This window comes from Haemophilus haemolyticus, assembly GCF_001008275.1.
Classification (GTDB): Bacteria; Pseudomonadota; Gammaproteobacteria; order Enterobacterales; family Pasteurellaceae; genus Haemophilus; species Haemophilus haemolyticus_P.
Map to the genome: position 1 here is coordinate 1 of NZ_LCTH01000033.1, position 18,810 is coordinate 18,810.

Here is an 18,810-nt window from a genome sequence, read left to right on the forward strand (position 1 = left end):
ACCGTTATCTTTTCCAAAATCGTGCGGTTCGTGGAGAATGGGTTCGCTTAAATAAAACATTTACTGATACATTAAATACCCATCACTATCCTAAAGCAGTACAGGATTTATTGGGTGAAATGATGGTGGCGACTAATTTGCTCACTGCCACACTAAAATTTGACGGCAATATCACCGTACAAATTCAAGGCGATGGTCCATTACGCTTAGCATTAGTAAATGGCAATGATCAACAACAAATCCGCGCCCTTGCTCGAGTGGATGGCAACATCACTGAAAATATGAGTCTGCACAATATGATTGGCAAAGGCGTATTGGTCATTACTATTGCACCAAAAGAAGGCGAACGGTATCAAGGTGTAATTAGCTTAGATAAACCGACGATCACAGAATGCTTAGAAGATTATTTTGTACGCTCAGAACAGCTTCAAACTCAATTAATTATTCGTACTGGAGAATATGACGGCAAGCCAGTGGCAGCAGGGATGTTATTACAAATTATGCCTGATGGTTCTGGTACACCAGAAGATTTTGAGCATTTAACTACGCTCGCAGCAACAGTAAAAGATGAAGAATTATTTGGTCTCCCTGCAGAAGAGTTACTCTATCGTTTATATCATGAAGAAACTGTCAATCTTTATCCAGCACAAGATGTACAATTTTTCTGTGGCTGCTCTGCAGAGCGTTCTAGTTCTGCATTACTGCTCATCTCTGATGAAGAAATTGACGAAATATTAGCCGAACATAAAGGCAGTATTGATATGCAATGTGAGTGTTGTGGCACACACTATTTTTTTAATAAAGAAGCAATTGAAAAATTAAAATCAACAAAACTTTAAAAACAATCCCGATGCCATGTCGGGATTTTTGATCTACATCATCAATACACCTAAAAATAGGTAATGAAGAGCTATAATTTTTCAAAAATGAGATCTAGTTAACATTTTTTTGCATTGACATTCTTTAGAATAGGCGACAGTTAAATTTTAATCTTAAATATTAGAGGTGACTTATGACAGACTTAAACAAAGTAGTAAAAGAACTTGAAGCTCTAGGCATTTATGACGTAAAAGAAGTTGTCTACAACCCAAGCTACGAGCAATTGTTCGAAGAAGAAACCAATCCAGGTTTAGAAGGCTTTGAAAAAGGTACTTTAACTACGACTGGTGCTGTAGCTGTAGATACTGGTATCTTCACTGGCCGTTCACCAAAAGATAAATATATCGTGTTAGATGAAAAAACCAAAGATACTGTTTGGTGGACATCTGAAGCAGCGAAAAATGACAACAAACCAATGAACCAAGCTACATGGCAAAGCTTAAAAGACTTAGTAACTAACCAACTCTCTCGCAAACGCTTATTTGTGGTTGATGGTTTCTGTGGCGCTAGCGAACACGACCGTATTGCAGTACGTATTGTAACTGAAGTTGCATGGCAAGCACACTTTGTGAAAAATATGTTTATTCGTCCAACTGAAGAACAACTCAAAAATTTTGAACCAGATTTCGTTGTAATGAACGGTTCTAAAGTAACCAATCCAAACTGGAAAGAACAAGGTTTAAATTCAGAAAACTTTGTTGCTTTCAACTTAACTGAGCGCATTCAATTAATCGGTGGTACTTGGTACGGCGGTGAAATGAAAAAAGGTATGTTCTCAATGATGAACTACTTCCTACCACTTAAAGGTGTTGGCGCAATGCACTGCTCAGCTAACGTTGGTAAAGATGGAGATGTAGCAATCTTCTTCGGCTTATCTGGTACAGGTAAAACAACCCTTTCAACCGATCCAAAACGTGAATTAATCGGTGATGATGAGCACGGTTGGGATGATGTTGGTATCTTTAACTTTGAAGGTGGTTGCTATGCGAAAACCATTCACCTTTCAGAAGAAAATGAACCAGATATTTACCGCGCTATCCGTCGCGATGCATTATTAGAAAACGTAGTTGTTCGTGCAGATGGTTCTGTTGATTTCGATGATGGTTCAAAAACAGAAAATACTCGCGTGTCTTACCCAATTTATCACATTGATAACATTGTAAAACCAGTTTCTCGTGCTGGTCACGCAACTAAAGTTATTTTCTTAACTGCAGATGCATTTGGCGTATTACCACCAGTGTCTAAATTGACACCAGAACAAACTAAATACTACTTCTTATCAGGTTTCACTGCAAAATTAGCAGGTACTGAACGTGGTATTACTGAACCAACTCCAACTTTCTCAGCGTGTTTCGGTGCAGCGTTCTTAACCCTTCACCCAACTCAATATGCAGAAGTGTTAGTAAAACGTATGCAAGCAGCAGGCGCTGAAGCTTACTTAGTGAATACTGGTTGGAATGGCACAGGCAAACGTATCTCAATCAAAGATACTCGCGGAATCATTGATGCAATCTTAGATGGCTCAATTGAAAAAGCTGAAATGGGCGAATTACCAATCTTCAACTTAGCAATTCCTAAAGCATTACCAGGTGTAGATTCAGCAATCTTAGATCCTCGTGATACTTACGCAGATAAAGCACAATGGCAATCAAAAGCTGAAGACTTAGCAGGCCGCTTTGTGAAAAACTTTGTTAAATATGCAACTAACGAAGAAGGCAAAGCTTTAATTGCAGCTGGTCCCAAAGCTTAATTAAAAATACTAAAAATATTAACCGCACTTTGGGTGACTGAAGTGCGGTCATTTTTTATCTGTTTTCAAGCTGATAAATGTATTCAAAAATTTACAAAAATCCAGTAAAATCACCGAGTTTTAACTTTCGTCAATTAAAAGGACAATGCAATGCTTAACCAAATTAAAAAAGATGCTCAAGATCGTATGGAAAAAAGCCTTGAAGCATTAAAAGGACATATTTCGAAAATCCGTACAGGTCGTGCACAACCGAGTTTACTTGATGCAATTCAAGTTGAGTATTATGGTGCAGCGACTCCACTTCGCCAATTAGCAAACGTAGTGGCAGAAGATGCGCGTACTTTAGCTGTAACTGTTTTTGATCGTTCTTTAATCTCTGCGGTAGAAAAAGCAATTTTAACCTCAGATTTAGGTTTAAACCCATCTTCTGCGGGTACCACAATCCGTGTTCCGCTTCCTCCATTAACAGAAGAACGTCGTCGCGATTTAATCAAAATTGTGAAAGGCGAAGGTGAACAAGGTAAAGTTGCGGTTCGTAATGTGCGTCGTGATGCGAATGATAAAATCAAAGCATTATTAAAAGACAAAGAAATCAGCGAAAACGAACAACATAAAGCAGAAGAAGAAATCCAAAAAATCACAGATATTTACATTAAAAAAGTAGATGAAGTATTAGCGGATAAAGAAAAAGAATTAATGGATTTCTAATCATCAAAAATGCTAAAGGCAGGCAGTTTTGTCTGCCTTTATTTTATTAGGTATGCGAATTTAGACGTACCAATGAAAATATAATCAACAAAAGTGCGGTAAAGATTCTATGCAAAAACAAAACATTGTCATTCTTGGTTCAACGGGATCAATCGGTAAGAGTACCCTTTCTGTTATCGAAAATAACCCTCAGGGGTATAATGTCTTTGCACTCGTAGGCGGAAAAAATGTAGAAGCAATGTTTGAACAATGTATCAAATTCCGACCGCACTTTGCGGCTCTTGATGATGTAAATGCGGCTAAAATTTTACGTGAGAAATTAATTGCGCATCATATTCCAACGGAAGTATTAGCAGGACAACAAGCTATTTGTGAACTTGCAGCACATCCAGATGCCGATCATATAATGGCATCGATTGTTGGTGCGGCAGGATTGTTACCAACTCTTTCAGCGGTTAAAGCGGGTAAACGGGTATTACTGGCAAATAAAGAATCATTGGTAACCTGCGGACAGCTTTTTATTGATGCCGTAAAAAACTATGGAGCGAAGCTTTTACCAGTAGATAGTGAACATAATGCGATCTTTCAATCGTTACCGCCAGAAGCACAAGAAAAAATTGGTTTTTGCCCACTTCCTGAATTAGGTGTAAGTAAAATTATACTCACTGGGTCTGGCGGACCATTCCGTTACACGCCACTTGAACAATTCACCAACATCACACCAGAACAAGCGGTTGCACACCCTAATTGGTCTATGGGTAAAAAAATCTCTGTCGATTCAGCCACAATGATGAATAAAGGCTTAGAATACATTGAGGCTCGCTGGCTTTTCAACGCAAGTGCGGAAGAAATGGAAGTCATTATTCATCCACAATCAATTATTCATTCTATGGTACGTTATGTTGATGGCTCAGTCATTGCTCAAATGGGAAATCCAGATATGCGTACACCAATTGCAGAAACTATGGCATATCCTCACCGCACTTTTGCAGGAGTAGAACCTCTCAATTTCTTTAAAATCAAAGAACTGACATTTATTGAACCTGATTTTAATCGCTATCCAAATTTAAAACTCGCTATTGATGCCTTTGCTGCGGGTCAATATGCGACAACAGCAATGAATGCAGCCAATGAAATCGCCGTACAAGCATTTTTAGATCGTCAAATTAGCTTTATGGATATTGCAAAAATTAATTCGAAAACAATTGAGAAAATTTCGCCTTATACCATTCAAAATATTGATGATGTACTCGAAATTGATGCACAAGCAAGAGAGGTTGCGAAAACGCTAATTGGTAAATAGACCTAGAATAACTAGGTCTAGTTTATTCGATTTAATGGAATACAAACTCCAAGATACACATATAGGCTGCAATACAAAATAAAATAATCGCCAATAATTTTCTTGTTAAAGCTGGATTCATTAATCCACGCAATTTCATTGAGAAGAAACTCATTCCAAATGACCCCAAAGTAACGACACCAACTACAAGAAAATTTACATATCCTAATTGGCCACTTAGACTGACATCATAAGGGAAGGCCCTTGTGAGATAGCCATATAAATTACCAATACCACCAATAATCATCATGTAGTTCGTATAAACAGCAATTTGTTGTGTTTTTACCCCTTTTAATTGACCAACAAGCGGGGCAAGGATAGAGCCGCCTCCAATACCTGTAATCCCCGCAATTAAGCCCCCTCCACAACAACTAATACTACCTTTAGCTCGTTCTATAGGAGACATATTAAACACTTCTATTTGTATTCTCGATCTGTTTAAAAATGTTTTAATCGCTAGTGCACTCAAACTTACTGTAAAAATTAAACTAATTATCGCTGTAGAAAAATAAAAACTTAATTCAAAGCCAATTTGCACACCAATAACCATCGCTATAGACCATAAAATCATATTGATATAATCAATTTTAATTTTTTGCTTATGGAAAAATAATAAGTTAATCAATGCGGTACACATCACAATGGTGAGTGACGTAGCTGAAATAACTTGAATCGGCAATTCGGGAAACAATGTACGTAAAATTGGCACCATCAATACCCCACCGCCAATACCAAAAATAGCAGAAACCATATTGGTACAAATACCGCAAATCAGTAAGATAAAAATTGTACTAATTGCCATTGCTACTCCTATCAAGAAAATCAGCTTAATAATATATTCTAATTGTGGCGTAAGGGGATGAGCATATCTTATGATCAGCATCATATACACTTAAAAATATTCTGTTATGATGAAAAAAATAAAAAGGATATGATGTATGAACGCATTTCAATTAATGGCAAAACCTACTGGCTCAATTTGTAATTTAGACTGCCAATATTGCTTTTACTTGGAAAAACCTCATTTAAATCAACGAGCCATGAGTGATAAGGTATTAGAAACCTATATCAAAGCTTACATAGAAACTGCCCCTCAACAACAAGTGACTTTCCTCTGGCAAGGCGGTGAACCAACCATGGTAGGCCTTGATTTTTATAAAAGAGCGGTCAATTTTCAGCATAAATATGCTAATGGGAAACAAATTGAAAATTCGCTACAAACCAATGGTGTATTACTTAATGCCGATTGGTGCCGTTTTCTACATGATCATAATTTTCTTGTAGGGCTTTCTATAGATGGTCCAGAACACTTACATGATGCCTATCGTCTAACTAAAAATGGCAAAGGCACATTTCAACAAGTAATAGATGCACTAGATTTACTACATAACTATCAAGTGTCTTTTAATACTCTCACAGTAGTGCATAATCTAAATGTCCTACATGGCAAAGAAATTTATCATTTTCTAAAACGAATTGGATCGCCATATATGCAATTTATTCCACTAATGGGAGATTATAAGCAACAAGCCTCTGCAAAGGATTATGGCCAGTTTCTAATTAATATTTTTGATGAATGGTACGCTAATGATGTAGGAAAAATTGGGATTCAGTTTATTGAACAATGGTTTATGGCCTATCTTGGATTACAACCTGGTTTATGTATTTTTCGTGAAACCTGCGGTGATCAATTAGTTATTGAACAAAATGGGGATATTTATAGTTGCGATCATTATGTGTACCCAGAGTACAAGTTAGGAAACCTAATAGAAACACCACTAGTAACATTAGTTGATAACATAAAACAAAAACATTTCGGTTCAGCGAAATCCTTTCTTTCCGAACGATGTAAAAGCTGTAAATTTCGTTTTGCCTGTCATGGAGGTTGCCCAAAACATCGAACTGTTCAAGGATTTGGAGAACCACATAATCAACTCTGTGAAGCCTATTATACAGCTCTCTCTCACATGGAACCCTATTTGAAAGAATTTGCAAAATGCTTTGGTAAAGCAAAATAACATTAAAAATTTTGTTACCAAGTTAACACTTTTAAAACTTACTTATAGCGGATAAAACCAGAAATTTGTATAGTAATCTAAAGTTGTTTATGTATTAAAAGGATATTTATGTCAAGTTCATCACCTTATTTACCTCAAAACTTACACGAATGCATTATTTCTGAAAGTAAAACACTAGGGAAAAACAGCTTAATTTATACTCAAGGTGAAAAACCTAAAGAATTTTATTTTTTAAAAAGAGGGCTTGTTGGGCTTTATCATAGCTTAGAAAATGGCAAAGAAACCTTGATTCGACTTTATCACGCTAACGAATATTTTGGGTTTAGAACAATCTTTAGTGAAACAACTTATCATTGTAGTGCAAAGGTGTTACTGGAAGCAGATATTATTCGTATATTTCCTGGAAATCACACTACTTTTATTGCAAATAATCCTGATTTTTCCTGCTATCTTATGAAACAACTTTCGAATGAATTATATGACGCAGAACACCGAGTAAGTAGTACAGCCTATAAACGAAGCTACGAGCGTATAATTGATGCAATTGAAAATCTAACTGAGAGTTATCCCGATTATCCTTGGACCTACCGAGAAGTAGCTGAATTTTGTGGATGCGAAACAGAAACTGCTATTCGTATTAGTCAAGAATTAAAGAAACAAGGAATTCTAGACAAAAATACAAGACATTTACGAATCTGCTCTTAAATTCAATATTATGCTTTTGGACTATCTATCTAAATAATATTTCAGTAAATAAAGCGGTTTTTACTTATATATAAAATAAAAAAGCTCACTATAAAGTGAGCTTTTCCTTTGAATTAATTTTTATTCCTCAGTAGCTGCTTCAGCAACTTCTGGGCGATCAACTAACTCAATGTATGCCATTGGTGCATTATCGCCTGCACGGAAACCACATTTCAAAATGCGAGTGTAACCACCTGCACGTTGAGCAAAACGTGGACCTAATTCATTAAATAATTTTGCAACAGTTTCAATGTTACGAGTACGAGCGAATGCTAAACGACGGTTTGCAACGCTATCTACTTTTGCTAATGTAATTAACGGTTCAACTACACGGCGTAATTCTTTAGCTTTAGGCAAAGTAGTCTTAATGATTTCATGACTAACTAAAGCACTTGCTAAGTTACGAAACATCGCTTGGCGATGGCTGCTATTACGGTTTAGTTGACGACCACTCTTACGATGGCGCATGATCTTATCCTTCTCAGAAAAATCTTAACCTATGACCAAACTAGTCTTCAGCAATACTTGCTGGTGGCCAATTTTCAAGGCGCATACCAAGTGACAAGCCACGTGAAGCGAGCACATCCTTAATTTCAGTAAGAGATTTCTTACCAAGATTAGGTGTTTTTAATAATTCAACTTCTGTACGTTGTACTAAATCACCGATATAATGAATTGTTTCTGCTTTCAAACAGTTAGCAGAACGAACTGTCAACTCTAAATCATCTACAGGACGTAATAAAATCGGATCAAATTCCGGTTTTTCTTCCTTAATCTCAGGTTGACGAACATCACGCAAATCAACGAATGCATCGAGTTGCTCTGCTAAGATTGTTGCAGCACGACGAATTGCTTCTTCGGGCTCAAGCGTACCATTAGTTTCTAACTCAATAACAAGTTTATCTAGGTCAGTACGTTGTTCAACACGAGCTGCTTCAACATTATATGCAATGCGATCAACTGGGCTGTAACAAGCGTCAACAAGTAAGCGACCAATTGGACGCTCCTCTGCTTGACTATGAGTGCGAGCTGAAGCTGGAACATATCCTCTACCACGCTGAACTCGAATACGCATACTGATTGATGCATTTTCGTCAGTTAAGTGACAGACTACATGATTCGGATTCACAATTTCAACATCACCATCATGGGTGATATCCGCTGCAACAACAGGGCCAATTCCAGATTTATTTAGTGTCAGAATAACATCATCTTTATTCTGTACTTTAACCGCTAGACCTTTAAGGTTTAAAAGAACTTCAAGAATATCTTCTTGAACACCTTCCTTACTACTATATTCGTGCAATACGCCATCAATTTCCACTTCAGTTACAGCACAACCTGGCATTGAAGACAGAAGGATACGACGTAATGCATTACCTAGAGTATGGCCAAAACCACGCTCTAACGGCTCTAAGATCACTTTAGCATGAGTTGAACTAATTTGTTCAATATCTACTAAACGTGGTTTTAAAAATTCTGTAACAGAACCCTGCATTTTATCCTCTCTTTGCTTTTAAGCTTAACTATTATTTAGAGTAAAGCTCAACGATCAGATGTTCGTTAATATCTGCTGATAAATCAGAACGTTCAGGAACACGTTTGAACACACCTTCCATTTTTGCAGAATCAACTTCTAACCATGTTGGTTTTTCTCTTTGTTCTGCTAATTCTAATGACGCTTTAATACGAGCTTGTTTTTTAGATTTCTCACGAACAGCAACAACATCATTTACAGAAACTTGGAAAGATGGAATGTTAACAACACGACCATTTACAACAATCGCTTTATGGCTCACTAATTGGCGAGCTTCTGCACGAGTTGCAGCAAATCCCATGCGATAAACAACGTTATCCAATCTACCTTCTAATAACACTAATAAATTTTCACCAGTGTTACCTTTTAAACGGTTTGCTTCTTTATAGTAGTTACGGAATTGACGTTCTAAAATACCATAGATACGACGAACTTTTTGTTTTTCACGTAATTGACTACCATAGTCAGACAAACGCGGTTTACGAGCACCATGTTGACCAGGTGCTGTATCAATTTTACATTTTGAATCAATCGCACGCACGCCTGATTTAAGAAATAAATCAGTACCTTCACGACGGCTGAGCTTGAGTTTTGGACCCAAATATCTTGCCATTTTCTTTCTCCAACTATCCTATATACGTCTTAAACGCGACGTTTTTTCGGTGGACGACAACCGTTATGAGGAATCGGAGTCACATCAGTAATATTCGTGATACGGAAACCCGCTGCGTTTAACGCGCGAATTGTAGATTCACGACCTGGACCCGGACCTTTAACCATAACTTCCAAGTTCTTTAAGCCGAATTCTTTAACAATTTCAGCACAACGTTCAGCAGCAACTTGCGCAGCGAACGGGGTAGATTTACGAGAACCACGGAAACCTGAACCACCTGCAGTCGCCCATGCTAGAGCGTTACCTTGACGGTCAGTAATAGTAACGATTGTATTATTGAAAGATGCGTGAATATGTGCTACGCCATCTACGACTTGTTTTTTTACACGTTTACGTGCACGAACTGGTGTTTTAGCCATTCTTTATTTACCCCGACTATTTTTTGATCGGCTTACGTGGACCCTTACGGGTACGCGCATTAGTTTTAGTACGTTGACCACGTACCGGTAAACTACGACGGTGACGTAAACCACGATAACAACCTAAGTCTAAAAGACGTTTGATGTTTAGTGTTACTTCACGACGTAAATCACCTTCAACGGTAAATTTACCAACTTCGTCACGCAGTTTGTCAATCTGCTCTTCAGACAATTCTCTGATCTTAACATCTTCAGCAATACCCGCTGCAGCACAAATAGCTTTTGAACGAGTCTTACCAATACCGTAAATTGCAGTTAAAGCGATTACAGCGTGTTTGTGATCAGGAATGTTAATGCCTGCAATACGGGCCACTATGCACTCCTATTATTTTAACTAATTTGGCATTCTGATCTTGAAAAGCCCGTTTTCAGGATACTCAAACAGAATACCAAGGACATAAATGAGTTGAGCAGTATAACTGCTCAACTGGTTCTTTGCAAGAAAAAATATGAATTAACCTTGACGTTGTTTATGCTTAGGATCGCTGCACAATACACGTACAACACCTTCACGTTTAACAATTTTACAGTTACGACACATTTTCTTTACGGAAGCTCGAACTTTCATTGCTTATCCTTTTCTACTAAATGAACAATTATTGTCCAAAACCTTTAAGGTTTGCTTTTTTCAACGCAGATTCATATTGAGACGACATTAAGTGACTCTGAACCTGCACGATGAAATCCATAATTACAACGACTACAATTAAAAGAGATGTTCCACCGAAGTAAAATTTAACATCCCAAGCCGATGTCATAATATAAGGAACTAAACACACAAACGTTACATAAAGACCGCCAATCAGTGTAAGACGAGTCATAACTTTATCAATATAACGAGAGGTTTGTTCCCCTGGTCTAATTCCTGGAATAAATGCACCAGATTTTTTTAGATTATCTGCTGTATCTCGCGGATTATACTGCATTGCAGTGTAAAAGAAGCTAAAGAAAATAATTGCTACAGCATAAACAAGTAAATAAAGAGGCTGACCAGGATTCAACAACATAGATAAGTTATTTAACCACTCAAACTTATCATTTTGTCCAAACCATTGAGTTAAGGTAGCTGGAAATAAAATAATACTTGAGGCAAAAATTGCCGGCATTACGTTTGCCATATTTACTTTCAATGGTAAATGTGTCGAATGACCACCTAAAATTTGACGACCTTGTTGACGCTTTGCATATTCAACGCGAATTCTGCGCTGTCCTCTTTCAACAAAAACAACGAAATAAGTTACTGCAAATACAATAGCTGCGATCAGAAGAAGCACTAATGGATGCATCTGTCCTTGACGAGCCTGCTCAATAGTTTGAAGTATAGCTGATGGTAAACCAGCTACGATACCGCCAAAAACAAGAATTGAAATACCGTTACCAATACCTCTTTCAGTAATTTGTTCGCCTAACCACATGAGGAACATAGTTCCTGTTACTAAGCTAACAACTGAAGTGAAGTAAAAACCAAATCCAACATTTGGTACTAAGCCAGGTAACATATTTGGTAAACCTGTTGAAATAGCTACTGCCTGAATGGTTGCAAAAACAACTGTCGCATACCGAGTATACTTAGAAATTTTACGTTGACCGGCAGCACCTTCTTTCTTTAATTCCGCTAAAGCAGGAGAAACCGTTGCAAGCAACTGAATTACGATAGATGCCGAGATATACGGCATAATACCTAATGCTAAGATAGATGCACGGCTTAATGCACCACCAGAGAACATGTTAAACATGTCAATGATGGTGCCTTTTTGTTGTTCAACTAATTGAGCTAGCACAGCCGCATCAATACCAGGAACCGGAATGAAAGAACCAATTCGGTAAACGATAAGCGCACCTAAAACGAAAAGTAATCGGCTTTTTAATTCACCTTTACCGCTATTAGTACTTCTTGCTTGATAACCTGGTTGTTTAGCCATTTGCTAATTATTCCTCAACTGAACCGCCAGCAGCTTCAATTGCTGCTTTTGCACCCTTAGTTACACGCAAACCACGAACTGTTACTGCAGATTTCACTTCACCCGCTAAAACTACTTTAGCGAATTGGATATCTTTAGTTAAGATATTGGCTGCTTTTAATGTTTCTAAGGTTACTACATTACCTTCAACTTTGGTTAACTCATTCAAACGAACTTCTGCAGTTACTGCAGCCTTCATTGAAGTAAAACCAAATTTTGGTAAACGACGGTATAACGGCATTTGACCACCTTCGAAACCGCGACGAACACCGCCACCAGTACGAGATTTTTGACCTTTATGACCACGGCCACCAGTCTTGCCTAAACCTGAACCAATACCACGACCAAGGCGTTTAGCGCTATGCTTTGCACCTTCAGCCGGAGATAGAGTATTTAAACGCATCTCTTACTCCTCCACTTTAACCATGTATGAAACTTGGTTAATCATACCACGTACTGCAGGCGTATCAATTAACTCAACAGTGTGGTACATATGGCGAAGACCAAGACCACGCAAGGTAGCTTTATGCTTCGGTAAACGAGCAATTGAGCTACGAACTTGTGTTACTTTAATAGTTTTAGCCATTATTCATTACCCCAAGATTTCATCAACAGTTTTACCGCGTTTTGCAGCAACCATTTCTGGTGATTTCATGTTTGCTAATGCATCAATAGTTGCACGAACAACGTTAATTGGGTTGGTAGAACCATACGCTTTAGAAAGAACGTTACGTACACCTGCAACTTCTAATACTGCACGCATTGCACCGCCAGCGATGATACCTGTACCTTCGCTTGCTGGCTGCATGAATACACGTGAACCAGTATGAACACCTTTAACTGGATGCTGTAATGTACCCTCATTCAAAGCAACGTTAATCATATTACGACGAGCTTTTTCCATTGCTTTTTGGATCGCTGCTGGAACTTCGCGTGCTTTACCATAACCAAAACCTACTCGGCCATTACCATCGCCCACCACAGTTAATGCAGTGAAACTCATAATACGACCACCTTTTACAGTTTTTGATACACGGTTTACTGCGATTAGCTTCTCTTGCAGTTCACCAACTTGTTTTTCGATGTTTGACATCTCAATTTACCTCATTAGAACTGTAGACCAGCTTCACGTGCAGCGTCCGCTAAAGTTTGGACACGACCATGATATTTAAAACCGGAACGATCAAAAGCAACAGCTTGAACGCCTTTTGCTAATGCGCGTTCTGCAACAGCTTTACCTACTGCAGCAGCAGCATCTTTATTACCGGTGTATTTTACTTGCTCACGAATTGCTTTCTCAACAGTTGAAGCAGCGGCAAGCACTTCTGAACCGTTTGGTGCAATAACTTGTGCATAAATATGACGCGGAGTGCGGTGAATAACTAAACGAGTTACACCTTGCTCTCTCATCATATGACGAGCACGAGCTGCACGACGGATACGAGCTGATTTCTTATCCATAGTGTTACCTTAATTATTTCTTCTTAGCCTCTTTGATACGTACCACTTCATCAGCGTAACGTACCCCTTTACCTTTATAAGGTTCAGGACGGCGATAAGCACGAATATCTGCTGCAACTTGACCGATCAACTGTTTGTCTGCACCTTTCAACACGATTTCGGTTTGAGATGGACATTCTGCAGTAATACCTGCCGGCAAAGTGTGCTCTACAGGGTGAGAATAGCCTAAACTTAATGCAATTGCATTGCCTTTAAGTTGAGCTCTGTAACCTACACCCACCAATACTAATTTTTTAGTGAAACCTTCAGTAACACCGATAACCATTGCATTAACTAATGCACGTGCAGTACCCGATTGAGCATTTGCTTCAACAAAACCTTCACGCGGAGTGAACGTAAATTGTCCGTTATCTTGTTTTACTTCAACTGATTCATGAATTGTGCGAGATAACTCGCCATTTTTACCTTTTACTGTTAATAGCTGACCGTCGAGTTTAACTTCAACGCCGGCAGGAATATTAACAGGTGCCTTTGCAACACGAGACATTTTCCTACCTCTCTATTAAGCTACATAACAGATGATCTCACCGCCTAAACCTGCTTGACGAGCAGCGCGGTCAGTCATAACACCTTTAGATGTAGAAATAACTGCAACACCTAAACCGCCCATAACTTTTGGTAATTCATCTTTACGTTTGTAAATACGAAGACCAGGACGACTTACACGTTGGATGCTTTCTACAACTGGTTTGCCTTGGAAATATTTTAAAGTAATTTCCAATTCAGGTTTAGCACCTTCTAAAACTTTTACGCTTTCGATATAACCTTCAGCAGCTAATACGTTGGCAATTGCCACTTTTAGCTTGGAAGAAGGCATATTGATTGCAACTTTGTTCGCAGCTTGACCGTTACGAATACGGGTCAACATATCTGCGATTGGATCTTGCATACTCATTGTACTTTTTCTCCGATTCCAAAATAAAGTGGTATATTACCAGCTCGCTTTTTTAAGGCCTGGGATTTCACCGCGCATTGCAGCTTCACGAACCTTAATTCGGCTTAAACCAAACTTACGTAAAACGCCATGAGGACGTCCAGTTTGGCGGCAACGGTTACGTTGACGAGATGGGCTAGAATCACGTGGTAAAGTTTGTAACTTTAACACTGCATCCCAACGATCTTCATCAGAGGCATTGACATCAGAAATGATTTTCTTTAATTCAACACGTTTTGCGTAGAATTTTTCAGCCAATTTAACGCGTTTTACATCGCGTGCTTTCATTGATTGTTTAGCCATTATAACCTGCCTTATTTACGGAATGGGAAATTAAAGGCAGCAAGTAGTGCTTGACCTTCTTCATCATTCTTAGCAGTAGTTGTGATAGTGATATCTAAACCACGTACACGATCTACTTTATCGTAATCGATTTCAGGGAAGATGATTTGTTCACGCACACCCATGCTATAATTACCACGACCATCGAATGATTTCGCGCTTAAACCGCGGAAGTCACGAATACGTGGAACAGCAATTGTAATTAAACGTTCAAAGAACTCCCACATACGCTCACCGCGTAGTGTTACTTTACAACCGATTGGATATCCCTGACGGATTTTAAAGCCAGCAACAGATTTACGAGCTTTAGTTACTAAAGGTTTTTGACCGCTGATTGCTGCTAAGTCCGCTACTGCGTTGTCTAGCAATTTTTTGTCGGTCAATGCTTCACCCACACCCATATTCAGGGTAATCTTTTCGATTCGTGGGACTTGCATGACAGATTTGTAGCCGAATTTATTTTTTAATTCGCTTACTACTTGATCTCTGTAGTAATCATGCAGTTTCGCCATCGCATTACTCCAGTTTGTTAGATAATTTCATTGTTAGATTTGAAGAAACGTACTTTTTTGCCGTCTTCGAATCTAAAACCTACACGGTCAGCTTTATTTGTTTTAGGATTGAAAATCGCAACATTTGAAGCGTCAATTACAGCTTCTTTTTTCACTAAACCACCAGCTTTTCCTAATGCAGGAACTGGTTTTTCATGTTTAGTAATAATGTTGATACCTTCAACAAACACTTTACCGTTTGGTAACACTTTAGTTACCTTGCCACGTTTGCCCTTATCTTTACCAGTAAGAACAATTACTTCATCATTTTGACGGATTTTAGCAGCCATTACATTCCCCTTACAGTACTTCTGGAGCTAAAGAAATGATCTTCATGAATTTCTCAGAACGAAGTTCACGAGTCACTGGTCCAAAAATACGAGTACCGATTGGTTGCTCAGTGTTATTATTTAAAATTACACAAGCGTTACCATCGAAACGAATAACTGAGCCATCTGGGCGACGAACACCCTTCTTGGTGCGCACAACAACTGCTTTTAATACATCACCTTTTTTTACTTTACCGCGTGGAATTGCTTCTTTTACAGTAATTTTGATGATGTCACCAATCGCAGCATAACGACGGTGCGATCCACCTAGAACCTTGATACACATTACGCTGCGAGCGCCTGAATTATCAGCAACATCCAGCATAGTCTGTTCTTGGATCATATTAGTGCTCCGTTAAGATTAAAAAAACACCCTTTCGGGACGAACCCACCCGCACTATTCAGATAGAATGGCGGATAGGTGGCAGATTTTATCAAAAGAAAAAGAGAAAGGCAATGATAATTTACCTTTATCCTCTTAACCCATTTACTAAAAGCGCGGTTGAAATTTACAATACTTTAAATGTAAAAAAGCCAATGGAATTAACCATTGGCCTTTTATTTTACATTGTGAATTAAGCGATTACCGCTTTCTCAACAACACGAACTAAAGTCCAAGATTTGGTTTTTGATAGAGGGCGACATTCGCGAATCTCTACGGTATCACCAACTTTGGCTTCATTATTCTCATCGTGTACGTGTAATTTAGTTGTACGACGGATAAATTTACCATATAAAGGGTGTTTTACCTTACGTTCAATAGCAACAACGAAAGATTTTTCCATTTTGTCGCTAACAACTTTACCTTGTACGCTACGAATTTTATCAGTCATTACTCACCCGCCTTTTCGGTTAATACAGTTTTTACACGTGCAATATCACGACGCACTTGTTTAGCCTGATGGGTTTGTTGAAGCTGACCGGTGGCTGTCTGCATACGCAACTTGAATTGTTCACCTAAAAGGTTTACTAATTCAGCATTCAGCTCTTCAACACTTTTTGTACGTAAATCTTGAGCTTTCATTACATCACCGTCTTAGTTACGAAAGTGGTCTTAACTGGCAATTTAGCAGCTGCTAATGCAAATGCGTTTCTTGCTACTTCTTCAGACACACCATCCATTTCATAAAGCACTTTACCCGGTTGGATTAAGGCTACCCAGTACTCAACGTTACCTTTACCTTTACCCATACGGACTTCTAATGGTTTTTCAGTAATTGGTTTATCTGGGAATACACGAATCCAGATTTTACCTTGACGTTTTACTGCACGTGACATTGCACGACGTGCCGCTTCGATTTGACGAGCGGTTAAACGACAACGACCAACTGCCTTTAAACCGTAAGTACCGAAGCTAACTTCAGTACCGCCCGCGATACCACGGTTGCGGCCTTTGTGAACTTTACGGAATTTTGTACGTTTTGGTTGCAACATTTAGCGTTTCTCCTTACTTACGACCTTTACCGCGAGGAGCCTTTTTAGGCTTGTCGGCAGGTTGTTGTTCTGATTGCGCAACGGCAGCCATTCCACCAAGAATTTCACCTTTGAAGATCCACACTTTAACGCCGATTACGCCGTAAGTTGTGTGAGCTTCTGCAGTGTTATAATCGATGTCCGCACGAAGAGTATGTAGAGGTACGCGACCTTCACGATACCATTCTGAACGTGCGATTTCTGCACCACCTAAACGACCGCTAACCTCAACTTTGATACCTTTAGCACCTAAACGCATTGCACTTTGTACCGCACGTTTCATTGCACGACGGAACATTACACGACGTTCTAATTGAGAAGCGATGCTATCTGCAACTAATTTCGCATCTAATTCAGGTTTTTTCACTTCAGCAATGTTGATTTGAGCAGGAACGCCAGCGATTTTAGACACTGCGTTACGTAATTTTTCAACATCTTCGCCTTTTTTACCGATTACGATACCAGGACGAGCTGTGTGAATAGTTACACGAATACTTTTAGCTGGACGCTCAATAGTAATACGTGAAACTGAAGCATTCGCTAATTCTTTATTTAAGAATTTGCGTACTTTGAAATCGCCTTCAAGATTGTCAGCGAAGTCTTGTGTATTCGCGAACCAAGTAGAGCTCCAAGGTTTAACAATACCTAGGCGAATACCATGTGGATGTACTTTTTGACCCATTGCTATTCCTCTACTTATTAACGATCTGACACAACCACAGTAATGTGGCTAGTACGTTTTAAAATACGATCTGCACGACCTTTAGCACGTGGCATAACACGTTTCATGCTAGGACCTTCATCAACGAAGATTTTAGCAACTTTAAGATCATCGATATCTGCACCGTCATTGTGCTCAGCGTTTGCAATAGCTGACTCTAAAACTTTCTTCACTAAAGCTGCTGCTTTTTTGTTAGTGAAAGTTAAGATTTCTAATGCTTGCGCAACTTTTTTACCACGAATTAAATCGGCAACTAAGCGAGCTTTTTGGGCAGAAGTGCGAGCGTAACGATGTTTTGCGATAGTTTCCATCTATTTACCTCTTATTTCTTAGCTTTCTTATCTGCCGCGTGACCGCGGTATGTACGAGTCGGTGCAAATTCACCAAGCTTATGACCGATCATTTCATCAGATACATAAACAGGAACGTGCTGACGACCATTATGGACTGCGATGGTCAATCCGATCATTGATGGAATGATCATTGAACGACGGGACCAAGTTTTGATTGGTTTTTTATCCCCGCTTTCCACCGCCTTCTCTACCTTCTTCAACAAGTGTAGGTCAAGGAAAGGACCCTTCTTGAGAGAACGTGGCATGGCTAATCCTCTTTAATTTAATCTATTATTTGCCACGACGACGTACGATATATTTATCAGTACGTTTGTTGTGACGAGTTTTCTTACCTTTGGTTTGAACGCCCCAAGGAGTTACTGGGTGTTTACCAAAGTTACGACCTTCACCACCACCGTGTGGGTGATCTACTGGGTTCATTGCAGTACCACGAACTGTAGGGCGAATACCTCTCCAGCGGTTAGCACCAGCTTTACCCAATACGCGAAGCATATGTTCTGAGTTACCAACTTCACCGATTGTTGCAACACATTCAGCTAATACTTTACGCATTTC

The 18,810-nt window shown here is 38.9% G+C and carries 30 protein-coding genes and 1 pseudogene; 6 read left to right on the forward strand and 25 right to left on the reverse strand.

Annotated elements, in window-relative coordinates; genetic code table 11:
- From hslO to ispC, 4 genes are all read left to right on the forward strand, one after another.
- Window positions 1-839: Hsp33 family molecular chaperone HslO (gene hslO, locus AAX15_RS05335; protein ID WP_046939457.1), on the forward strand; the 839-nt coding region annotated here is incomplete at its 5' end.
- Between the two features lie 173 nt (window positions 840-1,012).
- Complete coding sequence (gene pckA, locus AAX15_RS05340) at window positions 1,013-2,629, forward strand: phosphoenolpyruvate carboxykinase (ATP) (RefSeq protein ID WP_046939458.1); 1,617 nt, start codon at window positions 1,013-1,015, stop codon at window positions 2,627-2,629.
- Between the two features lie 150 nt (window positions 2,630-2,779).
- Window positions 2,780-3,337 carry a ribosome recycling factor gene (frr, locus tag AAX15_RS05345; RefSeq protein ID WP_005632773.1) on the forward strand — a complete coding sequence of 186 codons (558 nt, stop codon included), beginning with the start codon at window positions 2,780-2,782 and terminating at the stop codon, window positions 3,335-3,337.
- Window positions 3,338-3,446: 109 nt separating this feature from the next.
- On the forward strand, window positions 3,447-4,640 hold the full coding sequence (gene ispC / locus AAX15_RS05350; RefSeq protein ID WP_046939459.1) for a 1-deoxy-D-xylulose-5-phosphate reductoisomerase: 1,194 nt from the start codon (window positions 3,447-3,449) through the stop codon (window positions 4,638-4,640).
- Between the two features lie 31 nt (window positions 4,641-4,671).
- On the opposite strand, the gene AAX15_RS05355 is transcribed toward ispC, so the two are convergent.
- A complete protein-coding gene (locus tag AAX15_RS05355) occupies window positions 4,672-5,481 on the reverse strand; it encodes a sulfite exporter TauE/SafE family protein (RefSeq protein WP_046939460.1) in 810 nt (269 codons plus the stop codon).
- 136 nt (window positions 5,482-5,617) lie between these two features.
- Here AAX15_RS05355 and AAX15_RS05360 point away from each other — a divergent pair, with 136 nt between their 5' ends.
- Complete coding sequence (locus AAX15_RS05360) at window positions 5,618-6,697, forward strand: anaerobic sulfatase maturase (protein WP_046939461.1); 1,080 nt, start codon at window positions 5,618-5,620, stop codon at window positions 6,695-6,697.
- 108 nt (window positions 6,698-6,805) lie between these two features.
- Entirely contained in the window at window positions 6,806-7,402 is a 597-nt protein-coding gene (locus AAX15_RS05365) for a Crp/Fnr family transcriptional regulator (RefSeq protein ID WP_046939462.1), read from the forward strand.
- Between the two features lie 120 nt (window positions 7,403-7,522).
- On the opposite strand, the gene rplQ is transcribed toward AAX15_RS05365, so the two are convergent.
- The 24 genes and pseudogenes from rplQ to AAX15_RS05485 all read right to left on the reverse strand — a co-directional run.
- Window positions 7,523-7,909 (reverse strand): 50S ribosomal protein L17, encoded by a 387-nt coding sequence (gene rplQ, locus AAX15_RS05370; RefSeq protein WP_046939463.1) that lies wholly within the window; start codon window positions 7,907-7,909, stop codon window positions 7,523-7,525.
- Between the two features lie 40 nt (window positions 7,910-7,949).
- Window positions 7,950-8,939, reverse strand: coding sequence for a DNA-directed RNA polymerase subunit alpha (locus AAX15_RS05375; RefSeq protein ID WP_046939464.1), 990 nt, complete (start codon window positions 8,937-8,939; stop codon window positions 7,950-7,952).
- 31 nt (window positions 8,940-8,970) lie between these two features.
- The gene (gene rpsD, locus AAX15_RS05380) at window positions 8,971-9,591 is read right to left on the reverse strand and encodes a 30S ribosomal protein S4 (RefSeq protein WP_005625866.1); all 621 of its coding nucleotides are present in this window, start codon (window positions 9,589-9,591) and stop codon (window positions 8,971-8,973) included.
- A gap of 29 nt (window positions 9,592-9,620) precedes the next feature.
- Window positions 9,621-10,010: a 30S ribosomal protein S11 gene (gene rpsK / locus AAX15_RS05385; RefSeq protein ID WP_005543603.1), complete on the reverse strand. Its 390-nt coding sequence runs from the start codon at window positions 10,008-10,010 to the stop codon at window positions 9,621-9,623.
- A gap of 16 nt (window positions 10,011-10,026) precedes the next feature.
- Window positions 10,027-10,383: a 30S ribosomal protein S13 gene (gene rpsM / locus AAX15_RS05390; protein WP_005625867.1), complete on the reverse strand. Its 357-nt coding sequence runs from the start codon at window positions 10,381-10,383 to the stop codon at window positions 10,027-10,029.
- A 141-nt stretch (window positions 10,384-10,524) separates the two neighbouring features.
- The gene (rpmJ, locus tag AAX15_RS05395; protein WP_005625868.1) at window positions 10,525-10,638 is read right to left on the reverse strand and encodes a 50S ribosomal protein L36; all 114 of its coding nucleotides are present in this window, start codon (window positions 10,636-10,638) and stop codon (window positions 10,525-10,527) included.
- 28 nt (window positions 10,639-10,666) lie between these two features.
- On the reverse strand, window positions 10,667-11,992 hold the full coding sequence (gene secY, locus AAX15_RS05400) for a preprotein translocase subunit SecY (RefSeq protein ID WP_005625869.1): 1,326 nt from the start codon (window positions 11,990-11,992) through the stop codon (window positions 10,667-10,669).
- Window positions 11,993-11,999: 7 nt separating this feature from the next.
- The gene (gene rplO / locus AAX15_RS05405) at window positions 12,000-12,434 is read right to left on the reverse strand and encodes a 50S ribosomal protein L15 (protein WP_005625870.1); all 435 of its coding nucleotides are present in this window, start codon (window positions 12,432-12,434) and stop codon (window positions 12,000-12,002) included.
- A gap of 3 nt (window positions 12,435-12,437) precedes the next feature.
- Complete coding sequence (gene rpmD / locus AAX15_RS05410) at window positions 12,438-12,617, reverse strand: 50S ribosomal protein L30 (RefSeq protein WP_046939465.1); 180 nt, start codon at window positions 12,615-12,617, stop codon at window positions 12,438-12,440.
- Window positions 12,618-12,623: 6 nt separating this feature from the next.
- The gene (gene rpsE / locus AAX15_RS05415) at window positions 12,624-13,124 is read right to left on the reverse strand and encodes a 30S ribosomal protein S5 (protein ID WP_005625871.1); all 501 of its coding nucleotides are present in this window, start codon (window positions 13,122-13,124) and stop codon (window positions 12,624-12,626) included.
- Between the two features lie 14 nt (window positions 13,125-13,138).
- Window positions 13,139-13,492 (reverse strand): 50S ribosomal protein L18, encoded by a 354-nt coding sequence (gene rplR / locus AAX15_RS05420; RefSeq protein ID WP_005625873.1) that lies wholly within the window; start codon window positions 13,490-13,492, stop codon window positions 13,139-13,141.
- A 13-nt stretch (window positions 13,493-13,505) separates the two neighbouring features.
- Window positions 13,506-14,039, reverse strand: a complete 534-nt coding sequence (gene rplF, locus AAX15_RS05425; protein WP_009500767.1) for a 50S ribosomal protein L6 — start codon at window positions 14,037-14,039, stop codon at window positions 13,506-13,508.
- A 15-nt stretch (window positions 14,040-14,054) separates the two neighbouring features.
- Window positions 14,055-14,447 carry a 30S ribosomal protein S8 gene (gene rpsH, locus AAX15_RS05430; protein ID WP_005625877.1) on the reverse strand — a complete coding sequence of 131 codons (393 nt, stop codon included), beginning with the start codon at window positions 14,445-14,447 and terminating at the stop codon, window positions 14,055-14,057.
- Between the two features lie 36 nt (window positions 14,448-14,483).
- Window positions 14,484-14,789, reverse strand: coding sequence for a 30S ribosomal protein S14 (rpsN, locus tag AAX15_RS05435; RefSeq protein ID WP_005625879.1), 306 nt, complete (start codon window positions 14,787-14,789; stop codon window positions 14,484-14,486).
- A gap of 11 nt (window positions 14,790-14,800) precedes the next feature.
- On the reverse strand, window positions 14,801-15,340 hold the full coding sequence (gene rplE, locus AAX15_RS05440) for a 50S ribosomal protein L5 (protein WP_005625881.1): 540 nt from the start codon (window positions 15,338-15,340) through the stop codon (window positions 14,801-14,803).
- 17 nt (window positions 15,341-15,357) lie between these two features.
- Window positions 15,358-15,669, reverse strand: coding sequence for a 50S ribosomal protein L24 (rplX, locus tag AAX15_RS05445; protein ID WP_046939466.1), 312 nt, complete (start codon window positions 15,667-15,669; stop codon window positions 15,358-15,360).
- Between the two features lie 10 nt (window positions 15,670-15,679).
- The gene (gene rplN / locus AAX15_RS05450) at window positions 15,680-16,051 is read right to left on the reverse strand and encodes a 50S ribosomal protein L14 (protein ID WP_005548786.1); all 372 of its coding nucleotides are present in this window, start codon (window positions 16,049-16,051) and stop codon (window positions 15,680-15,682) included.
- Window positions 16,052-16,283: 232 nt separating this feature from the next.
- Window positions 16,284-16,541, reverse strand: a complete 258-nt coding sequence (gene rpsQ / locus AAX15_RS05455) for a 30S ribosomal protein S17 (RefSeq protein WP_005625886.1) — start codon at window positions 16,539-16,541, stop codon at window positions 16,284-16,286.
- Window positions 16,541-16,732: a 50S ribosomal protein L29 gene (gene rpmC / locus AAX15_RS05460; RefSeq protein ID WP_005625888.1), complete on the reverse strand. Its 192-nt coding sequence runs from the start codon at window positions 16,730-16,732 to the stop codon at window positions 16,541-16,543. Before rpmC ends, rpsQ begins: the two co-directional genes overlap by 1 nt.
- Window positions 16,732-17,142, reverse strand: a complete 411-nt coding sequence (rplP, locus tag AAX15_RS05465) for a 50S ribosomal protein L16 (RefSeq protein ID WP_005625890.1) — start codon at window positions 17,140-17,142, stop codon at window positions 16,732-16,734. Before rplP ends, rpmC begins: the two co-directional genes overlap by 1 nt.
- Before the next feature lie 13 nt (window positions 17,143-17,155).
- Window positions 17,156-17,863 (reverse strand): 30S ribosomal protein S3, encoded by a 708-nt coding sequence (rpsC, locus tag AAX15_RS05470; protein WP_005625894.1) that lies wholly within the window; start codon window positions 17,861-17,863, stop codon window positions 17,156-17,158.
- Window positions 17,864-17,880: 17 nt separating this feature from the next.
- Window positions 17,881-18,213 (reverse strand): 50S ribosomal protein L22, encoded by a 333-nt coding sequence (rplV, locus tag AAX15_RS05475; RefSeq protein WP_005625897.1) that lies wholly within the window; start codon window positions 18,211-18,213, stop codon window positions 17,881-17,883.
- Between the two features lie 11 nt (window positions 18,214-18,224).
- Window positions 18,225-18,500 carry a 30S ribosomal protein S19 gene (rpsS, locus tag AAX15_RS05480; RefSeq protein WP_005539416.1) on the reverse strand — a complete coding sequence of 92 codons (276 nt, stop codon included), beginning with the start codon at window positions 18,498-18,500 and terminating at the stop codon, window positions 18,225-18,227.
- A gap of 25 nt (window positions 18,501-18,525) precedes the next feature.
- Window positions 18,526-18,810, reverse strand: a pseudogene (locus AAX15_RS05485) (50S ribosomal protein L2); the annotation flags it as partial.